Below are 25561 nucleotides of genomic sequence, written 5' to 3'. Positions count from 1 at the left end.
CTGTGACAGTAAAGGGATACCCTAAAATGGCAACGGCAGATCTTTTGACAATGGACAACAAGAAACAAGCTGAAAAGCAAAAAGCCCTCGATAGCGCGCTGGCACAGATTGAACGCCAGTTCGGCAAGGGGTCGATCATGAAACTGGGCGCAGAAGGTGCCATTCAAGACATCAAATCCAGCTCGACCGGCTCCCTTGGCCTTGATATCGCGTTGGGCATTGGCGGTCTGCCGATGGGCCGGATCATCGAGATTTACGGCCCCGAAAGTTCGGGCAAAACCACACTGACCCTACATTGCGTTGCCGAGCAGCAAAAGCAGGGCGGTGTCTGTGCATTTGTCGATGCGGAACACGCGCTTGACCCTCAATATGCAAAAAAGCTGGGCGTCGATATCGACGAATTGCTGATCTCGCAACCTGACACCGGCGAACAAGCGCTTGAAATCGTTGATACTTTGGTGCGGTCCGGCGCGGTTAACATGGTTGTAGTCGATTCGGTTGCGGCTTTGACGCCGAAATCCGAGCTTGAAGGCGATATGGGCGACAGCTCGGTCGGGGTTCAGGCACGGTTGATGTCACAAGCGATGCGGAAACTGACGGGGTCGATCTCTCGGTCAAACTGCATGGTGATCTTTATTAACCAGATCCGGATGAAAATCGGCGTGATGTTTGGTTCGCCAGAAACGACATCGGGCGGTAACGCACTGAAATTCTACTCTTCTGTGCGGCTTGATATCCGCCGGATCGGTGCGCTTAAGGATCGTGACGAGGTGGTCGGGAACGCCACACGGGTCAAGGTTGTGAAAAACAAGGTCGCAGCGCCGTTCAAACAGGTTGAATTCGACATCATGTATGGTGAAGGCATCTCGAAAATGGGCGAGCTTTTGGATCTGGGCGTCAAGGCCGGCGTGGTTGATAAATCTGGATCATGGTTCAGCTATGGCGACGAACGGATCGGGCAGGGGCGAGAAAATGCCAAAACCTTCCTAAAAGAAAACGTGGCTATGGCGATGGAGATCGAAGACAAAATCCGCGCCGCTCATGGGCTTGATTTCGACGGCTCCGAAAAAGACGACATCGATATTCTCGAGGCGTAATCCACCTTTGAAATGAATTTACGGGGCGTGCCAGCGGGCGCGCCCTTTTTCGTTTGGCGGAACTGTGGACAGTGCCCCGCCGCAAGGCTATTTGAGTGCAACACTTTTTTGCCCCTCGAAAGGCCCCGCATATGAAGACGCTAAACGATATCCGATCCACGTTTCTTGGTTACTTCGAAAAGAACGGACACTCGGTCCAGCCATCGAGCCCGCTGGTGCCACGCAATGACCCCACATTGATGTTTGCCAATTCGGGGATGGTGCAGTTCAAAAATCTGTTCACCGGCGTCGAAACCCGCGACTACAAGCGTGCAACGACGGCGCAGAAATGTGTGCGCGCGGGCGGCAAGCATAACGATCTGGACAATGTCGGTTATACCGCGCGTCATCACACGTTCTTTGAAATGCTGGGGAACTTCAGCTTTGGAGACTATTTCAAGGCCGAAGCGATTGCGTTTTCATGGGAGCTGATCACCAAAGAGTTCGGGATTGACCCGAAGCGGTTGTATGTCACTGTTTACCATACCGATGACGAGGCCGCTGCGATCTGGAAGAAAGTCGCAAGTCTGCCGGACGATCACATCATTCGCATCGCGACCGATGATAACTTTTGGATGATGGGCCCCACCGGCCCGTGCGGTCCGTGTTCGGAGATTTTTTACGATCACGGCGATCACATTTGGGGCGGTCCTCCCGGATCTCCCGAGGAGGACGGCGACCGGTTTGTTGAGATCTGGAACCTTGTTTTCATGCAATACGAACAGTTCGAGGATGGCACCCGCAAGCCGTTGCCGAACCAGTCGATCGACACGGGCATGGGCATCGAACGGGTTGCGGCCTTGTTGCAGGGCACCAACGACAACTATGCCACCGACCTGATGCGCAACCTGATTGTCGCCAGCGCCAATGCATCGAACACTGACCCTGACGGGCCGGGCAAAACCCATCACCGCGTGATCGCCGATCACCTGCGGTCGACCTCTTTCTTGATCGCCGATGGCGTCATGCCCGCGAATGACGGGCGTGGTTATGTGCTGCGCCGGATCATGCGCCGCGCCATGCGCCACGCGCATCTGCTGGGCATTCAGGACCCGCTGATGTATCGGTTGGTGCCAGAACTGGTCCGCCAAATGGGCGGTGCCTATCCCGAATTGGGGCAGGCGCAGTCGCTGATCACCGAAACGCTCTTGCTCGAAGAGACCCGTTTCAAGAAAACGCTGGATCGCGGCCTCAAGCTGTTGGACGACGAATTGCGCGATCTGCCTGCGGGTGAAAACCTGTCGGGTGCCGCAGCGTTCAAACTGTATGACACCTATGGTTTCCCCGTCGATTTGACCCAGGATGCCCTTCGTGAAAAAGACCGCGGCGTCGATCTCGAAGGCTTTAACGCCGCCATGGACAAGCAAAAAGCACAGGCCCGCGCTGCGTGGTCCGGTTCGGGCGAGGCTGCGGATGCAACCGTTTGGTTCGACGTGGCCGAGGCCGGCGGCACCACTGATTTCCTGGGCTACGACACCGAGACCGCCGAAGGGCAGATCGTCGCACTGGTTCAGGACGGCGAACAGGTCAAAACGGCCAAGGTGGGCGACAAGGTACAAATCGCCCTGAACCAGACCCCGTTTTACGCCGAAAGCGGCGGACAGGTGGGCGATACTGGGATCATCAAAACCGATACCGGCACCGTTTCTGTGACAGATACGCGCAAAACGGCTGGCGTCTTTATCCATTTCGGCGATGTGGTCGAGGGTACAGTGACCCCCGGTCAGGCCGCCGTGCTGAATGTGGATCACGCCCGCCGCACCGCCATTCGCGCCAATCACTCGGCCACCCACCTGTTGCACGAGGCCCTGCGCAATGCGCTTGGCGATAAGGTGGCACAGCGCGGATCGTTGAATGCTGCGGACCGTTTGCGCTTTGACTATAGCCACAATCACGCGATGACCCCCGAACAGATTGCGCAGGTCGAGCAGGAAGTGAACGCCTATATTCGTCAGAACGCTCCGGTGGATACCCGGATCATGACGCCGGATGATGCCCGCGCTTTGGGCGCACAGGCGCTGTTTAGCGAAAAGTACGGCGACGAAGTCCGCGTCGTGTCGATGGGCCGCGAACCCGGGTCGGGCAAGGGTGCCGACAAGGCGACCTATTCGCTTGAGCTCTGCGGCGGTACCCATGTGCGCCAGACCGGTGACATCGGTGCGTTTGTGGTTCTTGGTGACAGTTCGAGCAGCTCGGGCATCCGCCGGATCGAAGCGTTGACCGGTAACGAGGCGCTGACCTGGCTGCGCGCGCAGGAAAGCACCTTGTCCCGCGTTGCGTCCGAATTGAAAACCTCGACCGCAGACGTCCCAGACCGCGTGCGCGCCTTGATGGACGAACGTAAACAGCTCAGCAACGAGGTCGCGCAATTGCGCCGTGAGCTCGCGATGTCAGGTGGCGGCTCCACAGCACCCGAGGCGCGCGATATCGGCGGGATCAAGTTTATCTCGCAGGTGTTGTCTGGCGTGACGGGCAAGGATTTGCCGGCGCTGGTCGATGAATACAAGACCAAGCTGGGCAGCGGCGTTGTGCTTCTGATCGCGGATGCCGATGGCAAAGCAGCAGTTGCCGCAGGCGTGACTGCCGATCTGACCGCCAACGCCTCGGCCGTTGATATCGTCAAGGCCGTGGTCGCCGAACTGGGTGGCAAGGGGGGCGGTGGCCGTCCTGACATGGCCCAAGGCGGCGCAAAAGACGTTGCAAATGCCGACGCGGCCATCGCGGCTGCCGAAGCCATCTTGAAAGGATAACCCCATGCCAGCTCTCTGGATCGCCCATGTCACCGTCACCGACGAAGACGCATACGGTCAATATGCCAAACTTGCAGGCCCCGCGATTGCCGATCACGGGGGCAAGTTTTTGGCCCGTGGCGCGCGCTTTGTACAGCTCGAGGGCAAAGAACGCCCCCGCAACGTCGTGGCACGGTTTCCCTCGCTCGAGGAAGCCGTAGCTTGCTATAATTCGCCCGCCTATCAAGAGGCCCTGAGCCACGCCAAAGACGCGTCCGAGCGTGAATTGTTAGTCGTCGAGATCGAAGACTGATCCGACGCGCCTAACCACCTAAATAATAAGACCATAGGCTCGCTGCGGCGGGCCTAATGGCGTCGCCGAACGCCTGTGCGTCACCGCACCATCACCCCATAGAGTTCTGCCAACAAAAAAGGAGGGCCGCAAAGCCCCCCTTTTCCAAATGGTCCTAAATCCCGGGGGTCCGGGGGCTGGCCCCCGGTCCGGTCTTTAAATTATGCAGACTTCGACATCCGCTTGCGCTCATGCGGGTCAAGATAACGCTTACGCAGACGCACAGCGTTTGGCGTCACTTCTACCAGTTCGTCATCATCGATATAGGCGATGGCTTGTTCCAGCGTCAGCGTGACCGGTGTGGTCAAACGCACAGCTTCGTCCGTACCGGATGCGCGCACGTTGGTCAGCTGCTTACCCTTCAACGGGTTCACTTCCAGGTCATTTTCACGGCTGTGTTCGCCGATGATCATGCCCTGATAAACAGCTTCTTGCGCACCGATAAAGAACTTGCCGCGGTCTTCCAGTTTCCACAGCGCGTAAGACACGGACGTACCATTCTCCATCGAGATCAGAACACCAGCACGACGGCCCGGGATCGCACCTTTGTGCGGGGCCCAGTCGTGGAACACGCGGTTCAAAACGCCCGTACCGCGGGTATCTGTCAGGAATTCGCCGTGATAGCCGATCAGGCCACGCGATGGCACCAATGCGATGATGCGGGTTTTACCAGCACCGGCAGGTTTCATCTCGGACAGCTCGCCCTTGCGGGGACCGGTCAGTTTTTCGATCACGGCACCGGAATATTCGTCATCCACGTCGATGGTGACTTCTTCGATGGGCTCAAGACGCTCGCCGTTCTCACCTTCGCGGAACAGAACCTGAGGGCGCGAGACCGACAGTTCGAACCCTTCGCGGCGCATGTTTTCGATCAAAACACCCATTTGAAGTTCGCCACGTCCGGCGACCTCGAATGCTTCGCCACCGGGGGTGTCGGTGACTTTGATCGCCACGTTGGATTCGGCTTCTTTCATCAGGCGGTCACGGATGACGCGGGACTGAACTTTTTTGCCGTCACGACCCGCAAGCGGGCTGTCGTTGATGCCGAATGTGATGGTGATTGTTGGCGGATCGATCGGCTGTGCGGGCAGGGCTACGTCAACCGACGGGGCCACGATGGAATCAGCAACGGTTGCTTTGGCCATGCCTGCGATCGACACGATATCACCGGCTTCGGCCACATCGATGGGTTGCTGCATCAGGCCGCGGAACGCCATGATCTTGGTCACGCGGAAGTTTTCGATCAGCTTGCCGTCGCGCGACAGCGCCTTGACCTGTTCGCCTGTTTTCAACTGGCCGGTTTCAACACGGCCTGTCAGCATCCGCCCGATGAACGCGTCAGCGCCCAAAGTGGTTGCCAGCATGGTAAACGGCTTGTCGATGTCTTTCAGCTGCTTGGGCGCAGGCACGTGCTTGACGATCAGGTCGAACAGCGCCGACAGGTCCTTGCGTGGGCCGTCCAGTTCCATGTCTGCCCAGCCGTTGCGACCCGACGCATACATGTGCGGGAAGTCGAGCTGTTGGTCATTGGCACCAAGGCTGGCGAAAAGGTCGAAACATTCGTCCAGCGCGCGGTCAGGTTCGGCATCGCCCTTGTCGACTTTGTTCAGGACAACGATGGGGTTCAGGCCCAGTGCCAGCGCCTTGGAGGTCACGAATTTGGTCTGTGGCATCGGGCCTTCGGCCGCGTCAACCAGCAGGACAACACCATCAACCATCGACAGGATACGTTCAACTTCGCCGCCGAAATCGGCGTGGCCGGGGGTATCAACGATGTTGATGCGCAGGCCTTTCCACTCAACCGATGTTGGTTTGGCGAAAATCGTGATGCCGCGCTCGCGCTCCAGATCGTTGCTGTCCATGGCGCGTTCAGTGGTCGCCTGGTTTTCACGATAGGTGCCGGATTGTTTCAGAAGTTCGTCAACCAGCGTCGTTTTGCCGTGGTCAACGTGAGCGATAATTGCGATGTTGCGCATGTCCATTGGGGTATGCCTTTGATAGGAAAGAGGGCCGCGCGCACTGTTGCACCGCAGCATTTGCGCCGCGCATACCGTGGTGCGCGCCAGAAAGCCAGCCCTAATACCAATCCAAACGTCCGGTTCGGCAGGATTCAGTGCGTTGTGGTGTTTGAAAACAGGTGGATCACCAAAATACCGGCTATGATCATCATCAGGCCCATGACTGCGGGGAAATCCAGTTTTTGCCCAAAGATGACATAGCCGATCCCCGCGATGCACACGATCCCCAGGCCCGACCAAATCGCATAAACGATTCCCACCGGCATCACCTTGAGCGCGAGCGCCATGAAATAGAACGAGATCAGATAAAATATCACCACGCTCACAGAGGGCCAAAGCCGGGTGAACTGTTGCGAGGCCTGAAGTGCTGTGGTGCCCAGTGTTTCGGATACAATCGCGATAAACAGCCAAAGGTAATGCATTGTGGTCAAATCCTTTTAAGTCAGGGGATGCCGGGCGGAACGCGGAAATAACCGAAATTGCGCGGGGTCTTTCCCCTAGTCCTGAAGAATTTTAATCAAAATGACCAGACCTTTGATCGCTGTTTTCAGGCGGCGATATAACGATCTCTGCGGTGGTTGAATGTGATGATCAGGTTCAGCACGACGGCCCCCAGCAGCGAATAAACCACGACCGAGGCCGGGAATAGAAACAATGCCGCGGTGAAAATCACGCCGTCGGTGATCAGCTGCACCCAGCCCGCCTTGAAGCCCGTGGTGTCCTGAACCAACAAAGCGATCACGCCAAGGCCACCCAACGATCCGTTATGCCGGAACATTGCCAGCAAGCCGAGGCCGACCAATGATCCGAAAATCACGGCACCCAAAGCGGGATCAAGTTTTTCTATCGTAAAGCCCAAGGGCAGCAATGTTGTCACCACGGATAAAAGCGTGACGGAGATCAGCGATTTTACGGTGAATTCAAGCCCCAGACGTTTGTAGGCGATGAAATAGAACGGCAAGTTGATCGCGAAAAACACCACGCCAAAAGAAAAGCCGGTCAGGTAGGCGATGATCACTGCCAAGCCGGCAGTTTGACCGGTGATCAACCCGACAGAGGTGAGAACGTGCATACCCAGCCCGCATAGAAACACCCCAAGGCCGAGGCCTTGGATATCATCCGTCAGATTGTGATTTGGGCTAAGAGGCTTTTTCATCCTCTCGAGATAGGGCAGGTATATTGACCTGTCTAGAGGTGTCGTCCAAGATTGTGCTGCACTGCAGCGCAACGTGGCGTAAATCTGCTGAACTGCACAAAAAAAGGGCCACACTGATCAGTGCGGCCCTTGTTGGATTAACCCCTGAGGGCTTTGTTCAGGTTCTCGTCTACCTTTTCCAGGAAACCCATGGTGGTCAACCAGCCTTGATCGGGGCCAACGAGCAGGGCCAGATCCTTGGTCATGAAACCTGATTCTACCGTATCAACGACTGTCTTTTCCAACGTCTCGGCAAAGCTGGTGAGGGCCGCGTTATTGTCCAGCTTGCCACGATGCTTGAGCCCGCCGGTCCACGCATAGATCGAGGCGATGGAGTTGGTCGATGTTTCCTCGCCTTTTTGGTGCTGGCGGTAGTGGCGGGTCACGGTGCCGTGGGCGGCCTCGGCCTCGACCGTGTTGCCATCTGGGGTCATCAGAACGGATGTCATCAGCCCAAGCGAGCCGAAACCTTGGGCCACGGTGTCGGACTGCACATCGCCATCATAGTTTTTACACGCCCAGACATAACCGCCGTTCCATTTCATCGCACACGCGACCATGTCGTCGATCAGACGGTGTTCATAGGTGATACCAGCAGCCTTGAATTTATCAGCAAATTCAGTCTCGTAGATGTGCTGGAACAGCTCGAGAAAACGACCGTCATATTGTTTGAGGATGGTGTTTTTGGTGCTCAGATACACGGGCCAGCCAAGGTTGAGGCCATAGTTCATCGACGCGCGGGCGAAATCGATGATGGATTTATCAAGGTTATACATCGCCATAACGACGCCTGCATCGGGCGCATCGAATACTTCGCGCTCGATCTCGGTGCCGTCTTCACCGACGAATTTCAACGTCAGCTTGCCCTTGCCAGGGAATTTGAAATCGGTGGCTTTGTATTGATCACCAAACGCGTGACGGCCCACGACAATCGGCTTGGTCCAACCGGGAACAAGACGGGGCACGTTTTTGCAAATGATCGGCTGGCGAAAGATCACGCCGCCCAGAATGTTGCGGATCGTCCCGTTGGGGGACCGCCACATTTCTTTCAGGCCGAATTCTTCGACGCGCGCCTCGTCCGGGGTGATGGTCGCGCATTTGACGCCGACGCCGTATTCCTTGATCGCGTGGGCGGCATCAATGGTGATCTGGTCGTTCGTCTCGTCGCGGACTTCCATCCCGAGATCGTAATATTTCAGATCGATGTCGAGATAGGGGAGGATCAGCTTTTTCTTGATGAAATCCCAGATGATGCGGGTCATTTCATCGCCGTCGAGTTCGACAATCGGGTTGTCCACCTTGATCTTGGTCATGGGGGTTCGGTTCCTTTGGGGTTGGATATCGATGGCTGGTCTATCAACACTGGTGTGTGCAGCATCAGTGTAAATGTTAAGTAAATCAGATTTATGTATGTGCGGCAAACCACGCGGAAATGCGCGTGCGGGCATAGTGCCACAGCCCCGGCGCGCCTGCGTTGATTTTTGTCCCTACCTTTTCGATGAACTGGTCATGGGTCACGTTGTATTCGATCCAACTGCCGCCGCCTGCCGCAAGGTTTTGAATGGGTGGCTGAAAGCGATCAAGGGATTTGGCGAATTGCGCAGTCGGGGTTTGGTTGGCTTCGAACTCTTCCCACGTGGCACGCAGATCATCGCCCAAGTCGTTGGGAAGAAGCCCGAATATACGATCTGCTGCTGCTTGTTCCTGCGCTTCCATATCAGCGGGTTCATACGAGCCAAAGATCGGGTTATCGCCGGCATCAATTTCGACAAGATCATGCAGGATCAGCATCTTGATCACGCGGGTGATGTCGACGTTTGGCCCGGCCTGATCCGACAAAACCAAAGCGTATAGCGTCAAATGCCAGCTGTGTTCGGCCGAATTTTCAGACCGCGATGCATCGCAAAGCAATGTTCCGCGCATGACCGACTTGAGCTTGTCCGCCTCGTTTAAAAAGGCGATCTGCTGCTCAAGTCGTTCGGTCATGTTTGGGGAGTCCTTGCTTTGTGAGCGGCCAGTGCCTTTTGCATGAAGGTGCGGCCCTGTAATGCAGCCATCCGGGTCCGGATGGCTGTCAGGAACGCCTCTTCCATTGTTTGGGAGGACGCCCCGAGAACGGTAGCGACCTCCATAAACAGGCGTTCGTTTCCGGTCTCGTGCTGAACGGACAGACATTCTTCGGCCAGTTGATTGGCCATGTCCGTGACGTTCTGATCGGCCATTAGCGTGTTGTCTCGGTCAGGCGGCGTTTCACGTAATCGGTGGTCGAGGTGATCAGCGTGTCCATATGCGGCTCTTCAAAGAAGTGGCCGGCACCCTCGATCTCTTGGTGGGTGATGGTGATGCCTTTTTGCTCGTGCAGCTTATTGACCAGATTAACGGTGTCAGCAGGCGGCGCGACGCGGTCAGCCGTACCATTGATGATCAGACCCGAGGCCGGGCAGGGCGCAAGGAAACTGAAGTCATACATGTTGGCAGGCGGTGCGACCGAGATAAATCCTGTGATCTCGGGGCGGCGCATCAAAAGCTGCATGCCGATCCAAGCGCCGAACGAGAAACCAGCAACCCAGCAATGCTTGGAGTTGTTGTTCATCGATTGCAGATAATCGAGCGCTGACGCGGCATCGGACAATTCGCCGATCCCTTGGTCGTATTCGCCCTGACTGCGGCCAACGCCACGGAAATTGAACCGCAGGACGGTAAAGCCCATGTTATAAAAGGCGTAGTGCAGATTATACACGACCTTATGGTTCATGTTGCCGCCGAACTGTGGATGCGGGTGCAACAGAATGGCAATGGGCGCGTCGCGCTCTTTTTGTGGGTGATAGCGGCCTTCGAGGCGGCCTTCGGGTCCGGGAAAAATAACCTCGGGCATGAGCATCCCTGCTTTGGGTTCTAAAGGTTCAGCGGAATAGTTGACGAATTCGCTAAGCCACCTTAGAACGGTTCTAACTTGTTTGATCCCAGCGTTTCCGGGTGTCAGGCATTGCACTTAGGCATTTCAGGCGTCGCCGTCAATCAAACAGGCGATTTTGACAAAGGGATCATTGCGATGAAGCTGTCAACCAAGGGACGGTATGCCATGGTGGCACTGGCCGATATAGCGTTGCAACCCGGTGGGGAATTAGTGTCGCTTGGCGATATCGCCGAACGCCAGTCGATTTCATTGCCCTATCTCGAGCAGCTTTTCGTCAAGCTGCGCCGGGCCGGGTTGGTGGCATCTGTGCGCGGGCCGGGCGGTGGATACCGTCTGGGCCGGCCTGCGTCCGACATCCGTGTGGTTGATATTCTGGCTGCGGTCGATGAAAAAGTCGATGCCATGCATGTGGGTGCGGGCGCGTCCGGTGGTTCATCGGGCAGCCGCGCGCAATCCTTGACCAACCGCTTGTGGGAGGGGCTGAGCGCGCAGGTCTATGTATTTTTGCATCAAACGCGTTTGTCCGATGTGATCGCAAATGAGCTGGCCCCATGCCCGGCGGTGCCAAACCTGTTTGCTGTTGTGGATGATGAGTGAAGGTAGGGGCCGCGCAAGCGCGATTCCTTTTGTTGAAAGATGAGGGACGCTGTCCCTCAAACTCCCTGGGATTTAGGACCATTTGGAAGCTGCTGTGAGAGTGTATCTGGATCATAATGCCACGACCCCTGTGCGGGCCGAGGCGCGGGCTGCGATGATCGCGGCGATGGATGTCGTTGGCAATCCGTCCAGTGTGCATTCCGAGGGGCGTGCGGCCAAGATGCTGGTGGAGCGCGCCCGCGCGCAGGTGGCGCAATTGGTCGGGTGCAAAACCACGCAGGTGATTTTCACCAGCAGTGCGACCGAGGCTGCGGCCTTGGCAGTGGCCCAGAAGCAGCGGCATGGCGGCGTGTTTGGCGCGCTTGCGACGGAGCATGATTGTCTGGGTGTCTGGAGCGAGGTTGAGATTGATCTGGCGTCTGGCGATCTGGCAGGGGCGGGTTTGGTCGCGATCTCAGCGGCAAACAGCGAGACGGGCGTTTTAGGCGATGCAGGCCGGGTGATTGGCAGTACGCCGCAGTATTCGACGGTTTGTGACATCACGCAGTTGGCGGGCAAAATGGCTGTGACATATCAGGCCGAGACACCGTCTTATGCGATTTTATCGGCCCATAAGATGGGCGGGCCAAAGGGTGTTGGTGCGTTGATCAACTTTACCGCCAATGACCCCGAGCCGATTTTGCGGGGCGGCGGGCAGGAAATGAACCGCCGTTCGGGGACAGAAAATATCATCGGGATTGCTGGTTTTGGTGCCGCCGCAGAGGCTGCTGGCCGTGATGTTGCCGCAGGACGTTGGGAAGAGGTGGCGGAACTTAGAAATATTCTAGAACAGACTATTGCGGCTGCGTCTGAACGGACTATTTTTGTGGGTAACGACCTGCCGCGCTTGCCGAACACCACCTGTATATTGACCCCCGGTTGGAAGGGCGAGACGCAGGTGATGCAAATGGATTTGGCGGGGTTTGCGGTTTCAGCAGGGTCAGCCTGTTCGAGCGGCAAGGTAAAAGCCAGCAAGGTCTTGCAAGCCATGGGATATAATGACACCGACGCCGCAAGTGCGATCCGTGTGTCATTAGGCCCGGAGACAACACAAGAAGATGTGCAGCGCTTTGCGAAAGCCTGGGCAATGAAATTCGAGAAACATCAGATGCGGGCGGCGTGATGCCCGAAGCGAGAGGAATATGAGCTTGGACACGACAATTGTAAAAGAAGGCGTCGATCAAGAGACAGTTGATGCGGTGCGCGAAGTTGGCGGTGCCTATAAGCACGGCTGGTCCACCGATATCGAGATGGATTACGCGCCTCTGGGGTTGAACACCGATATCGTCAAGCTGATCTCGGAGAAGAACGAAGAGCCGGAATGGATGACGCAGTGGCGTCTGGACGCCTATGATGTTTGGCTGACCAAGAAAGAGCCTGACTGGGCGATGGTTGATTATCCCGAAATCGATTTCCAGCAGCAGTATTACTATGCGCGTCCCAAATCGATGGCGGTCAAACCCAAGTCGCTGGATGATGTCGACCCCAAGCTGCTTGCGACCTATAAAAAGCTGGGTATTCCCTTGAAAGAGCAAGCGCTTTTGGCGGGTGTTGAAGGGGCGGAGGAGCTGACTGATGCGCCGCGCAAGGTGGCTGTGGATGCGGTGTTCGATTCCGTTTCCGTCGGCACAACCTTTCAAAAAGAGCTGAAGGCCGCTGGTGTTATCTTTTGTTCCATCTCCGAGGCGATCCGCGAGCATCCCGAGTTGGTCAAGAAATACCTTGGCTCGGTCGTGCCAGTGAATGACAACTTTTACGCTACGCTGAATTCCGCCGTATTTTCTGACGGGTCGTTTGTTTACGTCCCGCCAGGGGTGCGCTGCCCGATGGAACTGTCCACGTATTTCCGCATTAACGCTGAAAACACGGGCCAGTTCGAACGCACGCTGATCATCGCCGACAAGGGGTCTTATGTGTCCTACCTTGAGGGCTGTACCGCGCCGCAACGCGACGAAAGCCAGCTGCACGCTGCCGTGGTCGAGATCATCATCGAGGAAGACGCCGAGGTGAAATATTCGACCGTTCAGAACTGGTACCCCGGTGATGAAAACGGCAAGGGCGGGATCTATAACTTTGTAACCAAGCGCGCTGATTGCCGTGGTGATCGGGCCAAGGTGATGTGGACGCAGGTTGAAACCGGGTCTGCCGTGACGTGGAAATACCCGTCGTGCATCCTGCGCGGTGATGATTCACAGGGCGAGTTTTATTCCATCGCCATTGCCAACAACATGCAGCAGGCCGATACAGGCACCAAAATGATCCACTTGGGCAAACGTACCAAGTCGCGCATTGTCTCCAAGGGGATTTCTGCCGGCAAGGCGCAGAACACCTATCGTGGATTGGTGTCGATGCATCCAAAGGCCAAAGAATCGCGCAACTATACGCAGTGCGACAGCTTGCTGATCGGGTCGGATTGCGGGGCGCACACTGTGCCTTATATCGAGGTCAAGAATAACAGCAGCCGGGTCGAGCACGAGGCCACCACATCCAAGGTGGACGACGATCAGCTGTTCTATTGCCGCTCGCGCGGGATGGACGAGGAAGAAGCCGTAGCGCTGGTTGTAAACGGGTTCTGTAAGGACGTCTTGCAAGCACTGCCGATGGAATTTGCGATGGAAGCCCAAGCGCTCGTTGCGATCTCCCTCGAAGGATCGGTTGGGTAAGTCAGATGATGCGTAAACTGACATGGGACGTGGCCATTGCTGCTGTGGTGTTCTGGGTGTTGATCACCTTTTTCCGGGCAGGCGGGATCTCGATCGAGGCGTTTAAATCGACGCTTCCTTCGGTGCTGATCTTTACGATGATCTATGCCGCGATCCGTGTTGCTTTGGTGGTGTTGCGCAAGGGGAATGACGAATGATCCTGCTAACAACGCAAACCACCGAAGGGCGCATGATGGCGGTCTCTGGCTCAGGCACGGCGGTGCGGCTGGTCTGATGGTTGCTGTGGCTGATACCAACCCATTGTCCCTGCATTGGTGGAAGGCGGTCCCGAATTTCGGGGACGCGATCAGCCCCGTTGTGCTGGCCCATGTGTCGGGCCGCAAGGTGGTGCATGCGGGTGTCAACAAGGCTGATATCTGGGGCATTGGATCGCTTTTGCAGGTGGTCAAGCGGGCCTATACCGCCAAGAAAGACCTGCGCCCGACGGTTTGGGGCACGGGGCTTTTGCATGCGGTGAATGGCACGCAGTTCACCAAACATGTGAACATTGCGCTGGTGCGCGGCCCGATTACCGCCGCCTTGCTGGACCTTGAGGTCTCGCGCTTTGGCGATCCCGGGCTGTTGATCAGCGATGTCTGGCCGCAGGACCGCAGCCCAAATGGCAAGATCGGGATCGTGCCGCATCATTCGCGGATGGATGATCCGGTGCTGGTCGCGTTGTTGGACAGCGATCCGAAATATCAACTGATCGACCCGCGCGACCCCGCGCAAGATGTCTGCGCCGCCATCGCTGCCTGCGACCATGTTTTTGCATCGTCCTTGCATGGGTTGATCGTGGCCGATGCTTACGGCGTGCCGAACACCTGGCTTGCCCCAATGGGCCAGTCGCGTCTGAAATATCTTGATTATGCTGCCGCCGTCGGGCGTGCCATGCCAGCACCGATTATGATCGAAGACATTCCGATGATCGATCTGCCCAAACCGGATGCAGCACTGTCCTATCAAGCGGGCATTAATGCCTGTAAAGATGCCGTTTATGCGAGCTTCCCCAAGGCGTTACGCGCCGGAGGTGATGCATGATCCCCGCAAACAAAAGCACCGCGACCGCGGGCTTTTCATTCACCCTATTCACTGTCATTGCAGCGCAAAAGCGCAAGAAAAGGAGCCTCCCATGCTGAGCATCAAAGGCCTGAAGGTCAAACTCGAAGACGAAGACAAGCAAATCCTTAAAGGTGTCGATCTGGAGATCGAAGCCGGTAAGGTCCACGCGATCATGGGGCCCAATGGCTCGGGTAAATCGACGCTGTCCTATGTGTTGTCCGGTAAAGACGGCTACGAAGTGACGGGCGGTTCTGCGACCCTCGAAGGTGTTGATCTGTTGGATATGGACCCCGAAGCACGCGCCGCTGCTGGCCTGTTCCTTGCCTTCCAATACCCAGTTGAAATCCCCGGTGTGGGCAACATGACCTTTCTGCGGACGGCTGTGAACGCACAGCGCAAGGCCCGCGGCGAAGAAGAAATGACCGCAGCAGAGTTCCTAAAGGTCGTTCGCGCCCGTGCGAAAGAGCTGAAGATCGACGCAGATATGCTCAAGCGCCCGGTCAATGTCGGCTTTTCCGGCGGTGAGAAAAAGCGTAACGAAATCCTGCAGATGGCCATGCTTGAGCCAAAGATGTGCATCTTGGATGAAACCGATTCCGGTCTGGACGTCGACGCGATGAAACTGGTTGCAGAAGGCGTGAATGCCCTGCGGACCGAAGGGCGTGGCTTCTTGGTCATCACCCACTATCAGCGTTTGCTGGACCACATCAAACCGGACGTCGTGCACATCATGGCAGACGGTCGTATCATCAAAACCGGTGGTCCCGAACTGGCGCTGGAAGTCGAAAACAACGGATATGCGGATATCCTTGCCGAGGTAGCGTAATGGCCGAAGCAGCAGTAAAACAAACCCCGACCGACGCGATGATTGCGACGCTCGACATGCCCCAAGGCGGGTGGTCGGACGCCGCACGCCGCGACGCGCTGGCGCGGGTGCAGGCCATGGGCTTGCCCAGCCGCCGCGACGAATACTGGAAATACACGCGGCCAGATACGCTGGTTCAGGCGCAGGCCGTTCCGGCTGCATTGCGTGATGGCGATGATACCGTATTGTTCGACGCCGTGGACCGGCTAAAAATCGTCTTTGTCGATGGTGTCTTTGACGCGGCTGCCTCGGATGATCTGGCGCTTGAGGGGATCACGATCGAGCGTCTTGCCGATGCCACATCTGATCTGCATTGGGCGCGCGACGTGTATGGCGTGCTGGAAAACAACGGTCAGAACCCTGTGCCGCGCCCCTTGGCCGCGCTGAACACTGCATTTGCCGCTGATGGTGTGCTGATCCATGTGACGGGCAAACCGTCCAAGCCGGTGAACATCATCTATCGCCGCACATCGACCACAGCCGACGCGATGCTGCACCACTGCATTAAGCTGGACGCCGGTGCCGAGCTGACCTTGCTGGAAAACGGCCCGGTCGCCGCGCGCTTTAACGGTGTGCTTGAGGTTGAGATCGCTGACAAAGCCGCGTTCCACCATGTCCGCGCCCAAGGTCGTGATCACGAACAACGAGCGGCAACGCATATTTTCACGCGTCTCGGCACGGAATCGACCTTCAAGTCGTTTACCCTGACCGCCAATGGCGTGATGACGCGCAATGATTGCGTGATCGAACTGACCGGTGATGATGCGGCGGCCCATGTGGCGGGTGCCTGCGTTGGCGATGGCGGTGATTTCCACCACGACGACACGGTTTTCATCACCCATGACGCCGTGAATTGCGAAAGCCGTCAGGTGTTCAAAAAGGTTCTGCGCAACGGGGCCACGGGCGTTTTCCAAGGCAAGATTCTGGTCAAAGCCGGTGCGCAAAAGACCGACGGCTACCAGATCAGCCAGTCTTTGCTGTTGGATGAAGACAGTCAGTTCCTCGCCAAGCCCGAGCTTGAGATTTACGCCGATGATGTGGCCTGTTCGCACGGTTCGACCTCGGGCGCGATTGACGAGGACGCACTGTTTTATCTGCGCTCGCGCGGCGTACCACATGGCGCGGCAACCGATCTGCTGACCTTGGCATTCTTGGCCGAAGCCGTGCTGGAAGTCGAAGACGAAGCCCTGCGCGAAGAAGTCACTGGCCGGCTTGCGTCGTGGCTTGAGCGGCACGCAGCCTGATGACTGCAACCCGCGACATCGTTGCCAGTTATCGCAACCCGGTGGCCGTGGTTTCACGGCTGCTGGGGCAGGGCACCCGAGAGGATCGTAACCTGATCTATCTTATGGTGGCCTGCCTGATATTTTTCGTCGCACAGACACCGCGCCTTGCCCGCGAGGCATTTATTGACGGCACCGAGCTGAACATGTTGCTGGGGGCTGCCCTGATGGCATGGCTCTTTATTGCGCCGCTTTTGCTGTATGGCTTGGCTGGTGTGACCTATCTGGTGTTGAAACTGCTGCGCGGCAATCCAACCGGGTACTCTACGCGGCTGGCGCTGTTCTGGGCGTTGCTGGCCTCCAGCCCGCTGGTGTTGTTACATGGAATAACGGCTGGGTTCATTGGGCCGGGCATCGAACTTCAGATCGTTGGCCTGATCTGGTTTTGCATCTTTTTGTGGTTTTGGATCAGTGGCTTGCGGGCCGCTTATGGAAGCTCAACATGAATTTTACTGATCTGCGCTTTTACCTGATCGAACTGATCGTTTTATGCGTGCGCGACCCGCGCAAAGCGGCCGAGCAGATCATGGGCTGGCACCTGAGCCGTGACGTCCTTTGGACCGGGCTGGTCCTGGCCGCTGCGGTCAATACGTTGATCTTTTCGATCAGTGTGGTGCTGCAACCCTCGGCCGCGATGCCGATACTGTTTAATAGCCCCTTGGCGATTTTCCTGCTGCTGACAGGGGTTTTGACGATTACCGTACACGGGTTTTATTGGATCGGACGCGCCATCGGGGGTACGGGGGCGTTGGGCGATGTCCTGTCGCTGATCTTGTTCCTGCAAGTGCTTAGAATACTTGCGCAAATCGTGATTTTTGTGGTGATGTTCGTGGCCCCAAGCCTGTCATTTCTACTGTCACTGGTGACCGGCGTTTTAGGCGTGTGGATTTTGGTCAATTTCATCGCGGCGGCGCATCGTTTTTCAAGCTTGGGACGTGCTGTGGGAACTTTGCTTATTTCCATGGCGGTGATTGTTCTGGGGCTTAGCTTTCTTTTGTCCATAATCGGTATCTTCGCCCAAGGAGTAGCGCCAAATGTATGACGTCAACAAGATCCGCAGCGACTTTCCGATCCTGTCGCGCACAGTGAATGACAAGCCGCTGGTCTATCTGGATAACGGTGCATCCGCGCAAAAGCCGCAGGTGGTGATTGACGCGATCAGCCACGCCTATAGCCACGAATATTCCAATGTTCACCGTGGCTTGCACTATCTTTCTAACCTTGCAACCGACAATTACGAATCCGTGCGCGGCACCATCGCCAAGTTTCTAAATGTCGCAGATGAAGACGAGATCGTGTTCACCTCTGGCACCACCGAAGGCATCAATCTGGTTGCCTATGGCTGGGCCATGCCCACTTTCCAACCGGGTGATGAGATCATTCTAAGCGTCATGGAACACCACGCGAATATCGTGCCTTGGCATTTCCTGCGTGAACGTCAGGGCGTGGTGATCAAATGGGTCGATGTGGATGCCAACGGCGCGCTGGATCCGCAGGCGGTACTGGACGCGATCACGCCCAAGACGCGGCTGATTGCAGTTACCCATGTGTCAAACGTGTTGGGCACGGTCGTGGATGTCAAAGCGATCACGGCGGGGGCCCATGCCAAGGGCGTGCCTGTGCTGGTGGACGGATCCCAAGCCGCCGTGCACATGCCAGTGGATGTTCAGGACATCGATTGTGATTTCTATGCGATCACCGGTCACAAGCTTTATGGTCCGTCGGGGTCCGGTGCGATCTATATCAAGAAATCCCGCATGGCGCAGATGCGTCCGTTTCTGGGCGGCGGGGATATGATCCGCGAAGTGACCAAGGATAGCGTGACCTATAACGCCCCCCCGATGAAGTTCGAGGCTGGCACACCCGGCATCGTCCAGACCATCGGCCTTGGTGTGGCGCTGGATTACATGATGGGCATCGGCATGGAAAACATCGCCGCCCACGAGGCCAGCTTGCGCAATTATGCCGTTGAACGGCTTGCCGGTCTGAACTGGGTGCAGGTGCAGGGCACAACGCCCGACAAGGCTGCGATTTTCAGCTTTACGCTGGACGGGGCAGGGCATGCCCATGACATATCGACCATTCTGGACAAAAAGGGTGTGGCGGTACGGGCAGGGCAGCATTGCTGTGGCCCGTTGATGCAACATCTGGGCCAGACCGCCACCTGCCGGGCGTCCTTTGGCATGTACAACACCACATCCGAGGTCGACACCCTGATCGAGGCGCTTGAACTGGCGCATGACCTGTTTGCGTGATCCCGAAACGGTTTTGGGCCAGCGGGTTTGAATTGGCTTGATTTTGTAATTGCAGGGGGCGGCATGCCTAGCTATACCGCCCCTAGACGGACCCATAGCTCAGCTGGATAGAGCGCTGCCCTCCGAAGGCAGAGGTCGCTGGTTCGAATCCAGCTGGGTTCACCATTTCCCCCGATATTTCGCCAATTATCTGTCACGCCGCCACTGCGCGAGGGCGGAGCGAAGGGCACCCATACTCACGCCGATGATTAACGCAGATAACCCAACGACAGCTTTCTGGCTCTGATTAGCATCGCAGCCGGATCGGTCTCGCCCGAAAGTCCGGCGCTCTCAATCAGGCCGCGCAAGGCACCGACCAGATCGCGGGCGGTCTGAACCGGGGTGTCGTGTTGATGATGGGCCAGAAACGCGGCGGCAGTCTCAACAATCGCCACCTTCAACGCGTCAGTTTCGTGCTCTAGCGGCAAAAACGCCTCTGCATATTCAAGTGTTCGCGCAAGCTTTGGCCATCGAAGTTGGTGCGCCACCGCAGCCCGCAACAGTTTGTCGAGCGTTTCCTCAAAGCGCTCTCGGGCCATATCCTGCGTCGCTTCCTTCAGCGCATCGAGCATCAGTTTCCGTTTTTGGCGGATGATCTCGGTCAGGATCGCCTCTTTCGTAGGGAAGTACTGATAAAGCGTCCCGACGCTTACGCCCGCCACCTCTGCGACGCGGTTGGTGTTGAATTTTCGCAGCCCGTCGTCCTGCAAAATGCGAGTAGCGGCCTCCAGAATCGCGTCGAATGTTACCCGCGCACGGGCTTGTTTTGGGCTTTTCCTTGGGTTTATCGACGTAGATTTCATGGGATCCGGTATGCGAGTTGAGGAATGTGAGCAATTACTTAGATATCTGCTGAACACATATCGTATCAAGGGAAATTCACCATGCCGCTTATCAATTCGACTTTGCCAATCACCACGCCGTTTGGGAGCCGCCAATGACGTTTGATTTAGAAAACAGCACCGCATTGATCACGGGTGGCGCGCGCGGTATCGGGCTTGAACTGTCCGAGCAGCTGATAGGGCACGGCTGCAATGTGGTGGCCGTCGGTCGGAATACTCGGGATCTGCAAAGCCTGCAGTTACGATACCCTGAAAACGTGAAAACAATCGCCGCCGATCTTTCTTTGCCTGATGACGTCGACAGACTGATCGCACGTGTGATCGCGGATCATCCCACCATAAATATTTTGATCAACAACGCGGGCATCCAGACCGAGATGGACTTTTTCTCGGGCGACGCGGCTGCTTTAACCGCACTTGCCCGCAAGGAAATCGCCGTGAACATGGATGGCCCAATTGCCCTGACGGTGGGCCTTTTGCCGGTGCTTTGGTCCTACCAACACGCCGCTGTCGTCAACATCGGCACTGGCCTTGCTATTGCACCCAAGGCCGCATCGCCCGTCTATTGTGCGACCAAAGCTGCTATGCGGTCGTTTACCAAAGCCTTGCGATATCAATGCAAGGATCAAGCACCGCATGTTCATATTAGTGAGGCCATCATGACCTTGGTTGACACCGACATGACCAGAGGCCGCGGACGGGGCAAAATTTCGGCCAAGCAGGCGGCTGCGGAGGTGATCGCGGGTTTGCGGGCTGGACGAGACGACATATGGATCGCCAAGGCCAAGCTGTTACCGTTGCTCAACAGGATCTCGCCAGGGTTGGTCGAGCGTATGATGCGGTGAAATGGACGGGCCTTCGGGATAAGGTCGGACATTCACAAAAAAGCCCCTGAAAGACTATTGTCGATCAGGGGCTTCTTAACTCAAACCGAAGTCATAAGGATATTACCCCCGACGGCGTCCGCCTGAACGGCCTGCGCGGCCGCGGCCTTCTTGGCCGGCTTTGGGGGCGACTTTGTTGAATTTGATCCATTCGCTGCCATGGGGGTCGCGGTCATACAGGAAGTTGGCCGCGCGGATGGCTTCCATTTCCTTGCCGGGGGTGGCTTTGGTTGATCCCAGACCGAACAGGGTCACAAACGTTTCGTCGTCGATGTCTTCGGGCAGGATGATGCCAGCGGCCATGATCAGCGCCTTATGTTCCGCGATTTTGGTCTGGTTCACGGGCAGGGTGATCGGGTTCATGATCGCCGACGTCATGCCAGCGCCCATGGCCATTGGCAGGAACGCGTTGTTGATGCCGTGACGGTTGGGCAGGCCAAAGCTGATGTTGGACGCACCACAGGTGGTGTTCACGCCCAATTCCTCGCGTAGGCGGCGCACAAGGGTGAATACCTGATGGCCAGCGGTTGCCATGGCACCGATCGGCATGACAAGCGGGTCGACCACGATGTCATGGGCGGGAATGCCGAAATCTGCGGCGCGTTCGACGATCTTTTTGGCGACGTTGAACCGCACATCGGGGTCTTCGGAAATGCCGGTGTCATCGTTGGAAATCGCCACGACCGGCACGTTGTATTTCTTGACCAGTGGCAGAACCAGCTCAAGGCGTTCTTCCTCGCCTGTGACCGAGTTCAACAGCGGGCGGCCTTCGGCAGCGGCCAGACCGTTTTCCAGCGCGCCGGGAACCGAGCTGTCGATGCACAGCGGAATATCGACCACGCGCTGCACGACCTCGATCAGCTGACGCATCAACGTGGGTTCGACAAAGTTGTTATCCGCATAGCGGGGGTCTTCGGCCATTTTATTCGAGAATACAGCGCCGGAGTTCACATCTAGGATATTGGCACCGGCGGCGGCCTGCGCAATCGCGTCTGCCTCGACGCGGCTGAAATCGTCGCGCTCCAGCTCTTCGGCCAGGATCTTGCGGCCCGTGGGGTTAATGCGTTCTCCGATAACGCAGAAGGGCTCGTCAAAGCCGATGATCGCTGTTTTGGTTTTGGATTCGACGACGGTTCTGGTCATGGTTTTTCTTTCAGTTAAGCGCGTTTAGACGGCGCTGGCAGGTCGGGCAGAAGCCCCGCCGTTTTCAATGGCCCAATTGGCATTCGTCTTGATCCCGCCCAGCGGAAAGAAATGCACATTGGTAATGTTAAAGTCGGGGTTGGCAGCCTTGTGGGCGGCCAGTTCGGTGATCACGTCCGTCGGCTCGTAGGGGAGCAGCAGTTTGGTCACGTCCATCGCGCGTTTTTGCAGCACCTTCAGCGACGGGCCAACACCGCAAGCGATGGCGAATTTGATCAGGGTTTGCAGCTTGGCAGGGCCCGCGATGCCGATGTGGATCGGTAGGTCGATGCCCGCGTGCTTTAGACTGTCCGCCCATTCGATGATCGGCTGTGCCTCGAACGCGAATTGCGTGGCGATTGCCATTTTGGCGTCGGTGCGTTCAGAGAACCCTTGTTTCCAGCGCAGCGCATCATCGACGCGCAGGCGGGTGCCGTCAGTGTCGATGTCGCGGTTGCCTTCGGGGTGGCCCGCGATGTGCAGCCGCTCGAACCCGTGTTTGTCGAACAGGCCGGTGTCCATCAACTGCATTGAATCGCTGAAATCACCGTGGGGCGTTGTGACGCCACCGGCCAGCAGCAACGCCTGTTTCACGTCAGCCTCGCCCTGATACATGGCGATCCAGTTTTCCAGCGTGGCTTTATCCTTGATGATCCGCGCGGGCATGTGCGGCATCACCTTGAAACCGTCAGCGTTCAGGCGCGCGGCAGTGGCGACCATGTCTTCGATCGGCGTGCCCTCGATATGGGCGATATAGACACGGGTGCCCGCAGGCAGCAGATCGCGGAAATTCTCAACCTTCTCGGCGGTGCGCGGCATCACTTCGATGGAATAGTCCTGCAAGAACGCCTCGACGGCCGGGTTGGGCATGTCGGGGGCAGGGGCTTCTTTGCGTCGAAAATTGAGAAGAGCCATGAGCGTGTCTTTCATGAAAGGGATCAACGTGGGGACATGGGGGTTAAGCCCATCCGTCTTTTGCAATCAGCGCTTTGATGCGTTCGCGGTCGTATTCGGCATCAATGCGCGCAGCCTCGGTATCGGCGACGGCATCTGGTTCGCCATCAACTGTATAAGGGGCTGCCTTGCGCCATTCCGCCAGATAGGCATCGGAATCTTCGGCACCGATCTTCATTGCCGCGCGGTCAATCGCCTGCTCAAACCGTTCGGGCAGCGCGCGTTTGGATCCGCGACGGCCCTTGCCGACAATCACTTGGGCAGGAATATCACGCCAATAGACGATGGTTACTTCTGGCATGGTCGATTCCTTTGACTGCACTAGCGTTTTTCTAGCGGTTGTTGATCTGTCCACGTCGCCGTTTTTCGACACTCAAAACGGCGTCTGCGACGTCGTTACTGTACACAGGGCAGTGCCAAGGGGCGAGGGCACCAACCCCTCATAATTCTCAAGATGGTTGTGAGGTGCATCACATGAAGCGACGTCAACGGCGGCGTTTCCCGCTTGCCCCTAGCCCCAAGAGACACTACTTTAAACGCAACTCGTAATGAAAGGCGCAAACCATGGCGCCACAGCGTCCCAAAGGTGCGGGCGCGCTCGACACACCGCCGGCTCTGAGCCCCGCGCCAGTTCCGCCCAGATCGACCGAACTCTATGCGGCCCTTGATCTGGGCACAAATAGTTGTCGCATGTTGATCGCTCAACCCAAGGGGAGCGGTTTTCATGTCGTCGACAGTTTCTCAAAGTCTGTCCAGCTTGGGGCAGGGCTTGAGAAGACCGGGCGATTGTCGCGCGGGTCGATGACGCGCACCATTCAGGCATTGCGTATCTGTCAGCAAAAGCTGCGCCGTAACAAGGTGCGCCGGATGCGTCTGGTCGCGACCGAGGCGTGTCGCCGTGCCAGCAATGGCGCGGAATTTATGGCGCGTATCCAGCGTGAAACCGGCCTGAAGCTTGATATCATCAAACCCGAGGAAGAAGCGCAACTGGCGGTGATTTCCTGCGCGCCCTTGGTGAACCGCAAAACCCATAACCTGTTGGTGGTGGATATTGGCGGCGGGTCAACCGAACTGGTCTGGATCGACATTTCCAAAGTGCCCAAGGCAGACCGCGCGCGGTCGATCATGCGGCTGCATGGCGGGTTCAATCAGGCCAAGACCGGCATCCCCGAGGCCCGCGTGGTCGACTGGATCAGCGTGCCTTTGGGCGTCGCCACCTTGCGCGACCAGTTTTCCGATGTCGAAGACGACGCGGCGCGTTTCGCGTTGATGAGCTGGTTCTTTGAAGAAAACCTGCAAAGTTTTACGCCATATCAATCCACCCAGTCGCAGGATCATTTCCAGATCGTCGGCACATCCGGTACGGTCACCACTGTTGCTGCCAGCCATTTGGGGCTAAAGCGCTATGATCGGACCAAGGTTGACGGGTTGCGCATGAGCAGTGCCCAGATCGACAAGGTGATCCATTCCTATCTGGCGATGGGGCCGGGGGGGCGGCGTGCTGACCCGCGTATCGGTCAAGACCGTCAGGCGTTGATCATGTCGGGGGCTGCGATCTTGCAGGCCTTGATGCGGTGCTGGCCGACAAATAGATTAAGTGTTGCAGACCGTGGTCTGCGCGAGGGGCTGCTATACGCCCAGATGAGCGCGGATGGCGTTTTGGAAGAAGGACCAAGCTGATGGTTAAAACACCAACGGGCAAGACGCCGACAGGCAAGACGCCGACGGATAAAACGCCATCGGGCAAGACCTCGGGCGGCAAAACCCCAACCGGTAAGAACACGTCGGGGCGCGGTCAACGTGACCTCAAGGTCAAGGTAAAGTCGGCGCGCGGGCGCAAGCTTAGCTCGACCCGGTGGTTGCAGCGTCAGTTGAATGACCCCTATGTCAAACGCGCCAATGCCGAAGGCTATCGTGGCCGCGCGGCCTATAAGATTATGGAGCTGGACGACAAGTTCCGCTTTCTGGTGCCCGGTGCGCGGATCGTCGATTTGGGTGCCGCCCCCGGTGGCTGGTGTCAGGTCGCCGTAAAACGCTGCAATGTGCTGGGCGAGAAAAAGGGCAAAAACGTCGGCACCATTCTGGGCATCGACCTGCAAGAGATGGAACCGATTGCCGGTTGTGAACTCCACGTCCTTGATTTCATGGAAGACGACGCAGACCAAACCGTCAAGGATTGGCTGGGCGGCAAGGCCGATGTGGTGATGTCTGACATGGCGGCGTCCAGCTCGGGGCATAAACAAACCGACCACAACCGCATCATCGCCCTATGCGAGGCCGCGGCCTATTTCGCGTTTGATGTGCTGGAAGACGGCGGCACCTTTGTCGCCAAGGTTTTGGCCGGCGGGGCCGAAGGTGATCTGCAAAAGCTGCTGAAACGTCGTTTTACCAAAGTGTTGAACATCAAGCCGCCCGCAAGCCGTCAGGATAGCTCCGAGAAATTCGTGGTCGCCACCGGCTTTAAGGGGCAATTGTCCGAGGACGAGGCTGACGAACGAGGGTAAACAGGA

27 protein-coding genes and 1 tRNA gene are annotated in these 25561 nt (G+C 57.1%); 17 read left to right on the top strand and 11 right to left on the bottom strand.

The features are described 5' to 3' along the window. The first annotated feature begins 26 nt into the window (after positions 1–26). From recA to KZZ06_RS13050, 3 genes are all read left to right on the top strand, one after another. Positions 27–1097 (top strand): recombinase RecA, encoded by a 1071-nt coding sequence (recA, locus tag KZZ06_RS13060; protein WP_219580563.1) that lies wholly within the window; start codon positions 27–29, stop codon positions 1095–1097. 131 nt (positions 1098–1228) lie between these two features. Then, entirely contained in the window at positions 1229–3886 is a 2658-nt protein-coding gene (gene alaS / locus KZZ06_RS13055; protein ID WP_219580562.1) for an alanine--tRNA ligase, read from the top strand. Positions 3887–3890: 4 nt separating this feature from the next. Further along, positions 3891–4178 carry a DUF1330 domain-containing protein gene (locus KZZ06_RS13050; RefSeq protein WP_219580561.1) on the top strand — a complete coding sequence of 96 codons (288 nt, stop codon included), beginning with the start codon at positions 3891–3893 and terminating at the stop codon, positions 4176–4178. 200 nt (positions 4179–4378) lie between these two features. Here the strand turns inward: KZZ06_RS13050 and typA are convergent, their stop codons facing one another. The 7 genes from typA to KZZ06_RS13015 all read right to left on the bottom strand — a co-directional run bounded on the left by typA (position 4379) and on the right by KZZ06_RS13015 (position 10305). Continuing rightward, on the bottom strand, positions 4379–6199 hold the full coding sequence (gene typA / locus KZZ06_RS13045) for a translational GTPase TypA (protein WP_219580560.1): 1821 nt from the start codon (positions 6197–6199) through the stop codon (positions 4379–4381). A 128-nt stretch (positions 6200–6327) separates the two neighbouring features. Continuing rightward, positions 6328–6657, bottom strand: a complete 330-nt coding sequence (locus KZZ06_RS13040; protein ID WP_219580559.1) for a multidrug efflux SMR transporter — start codon at positions 6655–6657, stop codon at positions 6328–6330. A 125-nt stretch (positions 6658–6782) separates the two neighbouring features. Further along, a complete protein-coding gene (locus tag KZZ06_RS13035) occupies positions 6783–7391 on the bottom strand; it encodes a YitT family protein (protein WP_219580558.1) in 609 nt (202 codons plus the stop codon). Between the two features lie 137 nt (positions 7392–7528). Then, complete coding sequence (locus KZZ06_RS13030) at positions 7529–8743, bottom strand: NADP-dependent isocitrate dehydrogenase (protein WP_219580557.1); 1215 nt, start codon at positions 8741–8743, stop codon at positions 7529–7531. A 91-nt stretch (positions 8744–8834) separates the two neighbouring features. Continuing rightward, complete coding sequence (locus KZZ06_RS13025; protein WP_219580556.1) at positions 8835–9416, bottom strand: HD family hydrolase; 582 nt, start codon at positions 9414–9416, stop codon at positions 8835–8837. Beyond that, complete coding sequence (locus KZZ06_RS13020; protein WP_219580555.1) at positions 9413–9652, bottom strand: hypothetical protein; 240 nt, start codon at positions 9650–9652, stop codon at positions 9413–9415. Before KZZ06_RS13020 ends, KZZ06_RS13025 begins: the two co-directional genes overlap by 4 nt. Next, positions 9652–10305 (bottom strand): alpha/beta hydrolase, encoded by a 654-nt coding sequence (locus KZZ06_RS13015; RefSeq protein WP_219580554.1) that lies wholly within the window; start codon positions 10303–10305, stop codon positions 9652–9654. Before KZZ06_RS13015 ends, KZZ06_RS13020 begins: the two co-directional genes overlap by 1 nt. Positions 10306–10482: 177 nt before the next feature. On the opposite strand from KZZ06_RS13015, the gene KZZ06_RS13010 reads away from it, so the two are divergent. From KZZ06_RS13010 to KZZ06_RS12960, 11 genes are all read left to right on the top strand, one after another. Then, the gene (locus tag KZZ06_RS13010) at positions 10483–10944 is read left to right on the top strand and encodes an Rrf2 family transcriptional regulator (RefSeq protein WP_219580553.1); all 462 of its coding nucleotides are present in this window, start codon (positions 10483–10485) and stop codon (positions 10942–10944) included. Between the two features lie 94 nt (positions 10945–11038). Next, a complete protein-coding gene (locus tag KZZ06_RS13005) occupies positions 11039–12106 on the top strand; it encodes an aminotransferase class V-fold PLP-dependent enzyme (protein ID WP_219580552.1) in 1068 nt (355 codons plus the stop codon). Positions 12107–12125: 19 nt separating this feature from the next. Then, positions 12126–13646, top strand: a complete 1521-nt coding sequence (gene sufB, locus KZZ06_RS13000) for a Fe-S cluster assembly protein SufB (RefSeq protein ID WP_219580551.1) — start codon at positions 12126–12128, stop codon at positions 13644–13646. A 5-nt stretch (positions 13647–13651) separates the two neighbouring features. Continuing rightward, positions 13652–13843 carry a hypothetical protein gene (locus KZZ06_RS12995; RefSeq protein WP_219580550.1) on the top strand — a complete coding sequence of 64 codons (192 nt, stop codon included), beginning with the start codon at positions 13652–13654 and terminating at the stop codon, positions 13841–13843. Continuing rightward, the gene (locus KZZ06_RS12990) at positions 13833–14726 is read left to right on the top strand and encodes a polysaccharide pyruvyl transferase family protein (protein ID WP_257884349.1); all 894 of its coding nucleotides are present in this window, start codon (positions 13833–13835) and stop codon (positions 14724–14726) included. The genes KZZ06_RS12995 and KZZ06_RS12990 overlap by 11 nt, the downstream gene beginning before the upstream one ends. Before the next feature lie 91 nt (positions 14727–14817). Then, positions 14818–15573: a Fe-S cluster assembly ATPase SufC gene (sufC, locus tag KZZ06_RS12985; RefSeq protein WP_219580549.1), complete on the top strand. Its 756-nt coding sequence runs from the start codon at positions 14818–14820 to the stop codon at positions 15571–15573. Further along, on the top strand, positions 15573–16856 hold the full coding sequence (locus KZZ06_RS12980) for a SufD family Fe-S cluster assembly protein (protein ID WP_219580548.1): 1284 nt from the start codon (positions 15573–15575) through the stop codon (positions 16854–16856). The genes sufC and KZZ06_RS12980 overlap by 1 nt, the downstream gene beginning before the upstream one ends. After that, a complete protein-coding gene (locus KZZ06_RS12975; protein WP_219580547.1) occupies positions 16856–17341 on the top strand; it encodes a YIP1 family protein in 486 nt (161 codons plus the stop codon). The genes KZZ06_RS12980 and KZZ06_RS12975 overlap by 1 nt, the downstream gene beginning before the upstream one ends. Beyond that, positions 17338–17937 carry a Yip1 family protein gene (locus KZZ06_RS12970; protein ID WP_219580546.1) on the top strand — a complete coding sequence of 200 codons (600 nt, stop codon included), beginning with the start codon at positions 17338–17340 and terminating at the stop codon, positions 17935–17937. The genes KZZ06_RS12975 and KZZ06_RS12970 overlap by 4 nt, the downstream gene beginning before the upstream one ends. Next, entirely contained in the window at positions 17930–19150 is a 1221-nt protein-coding gene (locus tag KZZ06_RS12965; protein WP_219580545.1) for a cysteine desulfurase, read from the top strand. Before KZZ06_RS12970 ends, KZZ06_RS12965 begins: the two co-directional genes overlap by 8 nt. An 88-nt stretch (positions 19151–19238) precedes the next feature. Then, positions 19239–19315, top strand: a tRNA-Arg gene (locus KZZ06_RS12960). 83 nt (positions 19316–19398) lie between these two features. Here the strand turns inward: KZZ06_RS12960 and KZZ06_RS12955 are convergent. After that, complete coding sequence (locus KZZ06_RS12955) at positions 19399–19992, bottom strand: TetR/AcrR family transcriptional regulator (RefSeq protein WP_219580544.1); 594 nt, start codon at positions 19990–19992, stop codon at positions 19399–19401. 134 nt (positions 19993–20126) lie between these two features. Between KZZ06_RS12955 and KZZ06_RS12950 the strand changes: the two genes are divergently transcribed. After that, complete coding sequence (locus tag KZZ06_RS12950; protein ID WP_219580543.1) at positions 20127–20876, top strand: SDR family oxidoreductase; 750 nt, start codon at positions 20127–20129, stop codon at positions 20874–20876. A gap of 102 nt (positions 20877–20978) precedes the next feature. Here KZZ06_RS12950 and KZZ06_RS12945 read toward each other — a convergent pair whose 3' ends face one another. From KZZ06_RS12945 to KZZ06_RS12935, 3 genes are read right to left on the bottom strand one after another with little or no spacing between them, the layout of a single operon-like run. Beyond that, a complete protein-coding gene (locus KZZ06_RS12945) occupies positions 20979–22058 on the bottom strand; it encodes a dihydropteroate synthase (RefSeq protein WP_219580542.1) in 1080 nt (359 codons plus the stop codon). A gap of 24 nt (positions 22059–22082) precedes the next feature. Further along, positions 22083–23012, bottom strand: a complete 930-nt coding sequence (locus KZZ06_RS12940) for a methylenetetrahydrofolate reductase (RefSeq protein ID WP_219580541.1) — start codon at positions 23010–23012, stop codon at positions 22083–22085. Between the two features lie 43 nt (positions 23013–23055). Next, positions 23056–23352: a virulence factor gene (locus tag KZZ06_RS12935; protein WP_219580540.1), complete on the bottom strand. Its 297-nt coding sequence runs from the start codon at positions 23350–23352 to the stop codon at positions 23056–23058. Positions 23353–23615: 263 nt separating this feature from the next. Between KZZ06_RS12935 and KZZ06_RS12930 the strand changes: the two genes are divergently transcribed. Together KZZ06_RS12930 and KZZ06_RS12925 are read left to right on the top strand one after the other, a co-directional pair. Next, on the top strand, positions 23616–24731 hold the full coding sequence (locus tag KZZ06_RS12930; protein ID WP_219580539.1) for a Ppx/GppA phosphatase family protein: 1116 nt from the start codon (positions 23616–23618) through the stop codon (positions 24729–24731). Then, the gene (locus tag KZZ06_RS12925; protein ID WP_219580538.1) at positions 24731–25555 is read left to right on the top strand and encodes an RlmE family RNA methyltransferase; all 825 of its coding nucleotides are present in this window, start codon (positions 24731–24733) and stop codon (positions 25553–25555) included. The genes KZZ06_RS12930 and KZZ06_RS12925 overlap by 1 nt, the downstream gene beginning before the upstream one ends. The last annotated feature ends 6 nt before the right edge of the window (positions 25556–25561 follow it).

Source organism: Sulfitobacter sp. CW3, from assembly GCF_019392245.1.
Lineage (GTDB): Bacteria > Pseudomonadota > Alphaproteobacteria > Rhodobacterales > Rhodobacteraceae > Sulfitobacter.
The sequence above is the reverse complement of the archived record's forward strand: the minus strand, read 5'-3'. Positions and strand labels throughout refer to the sequence as shown.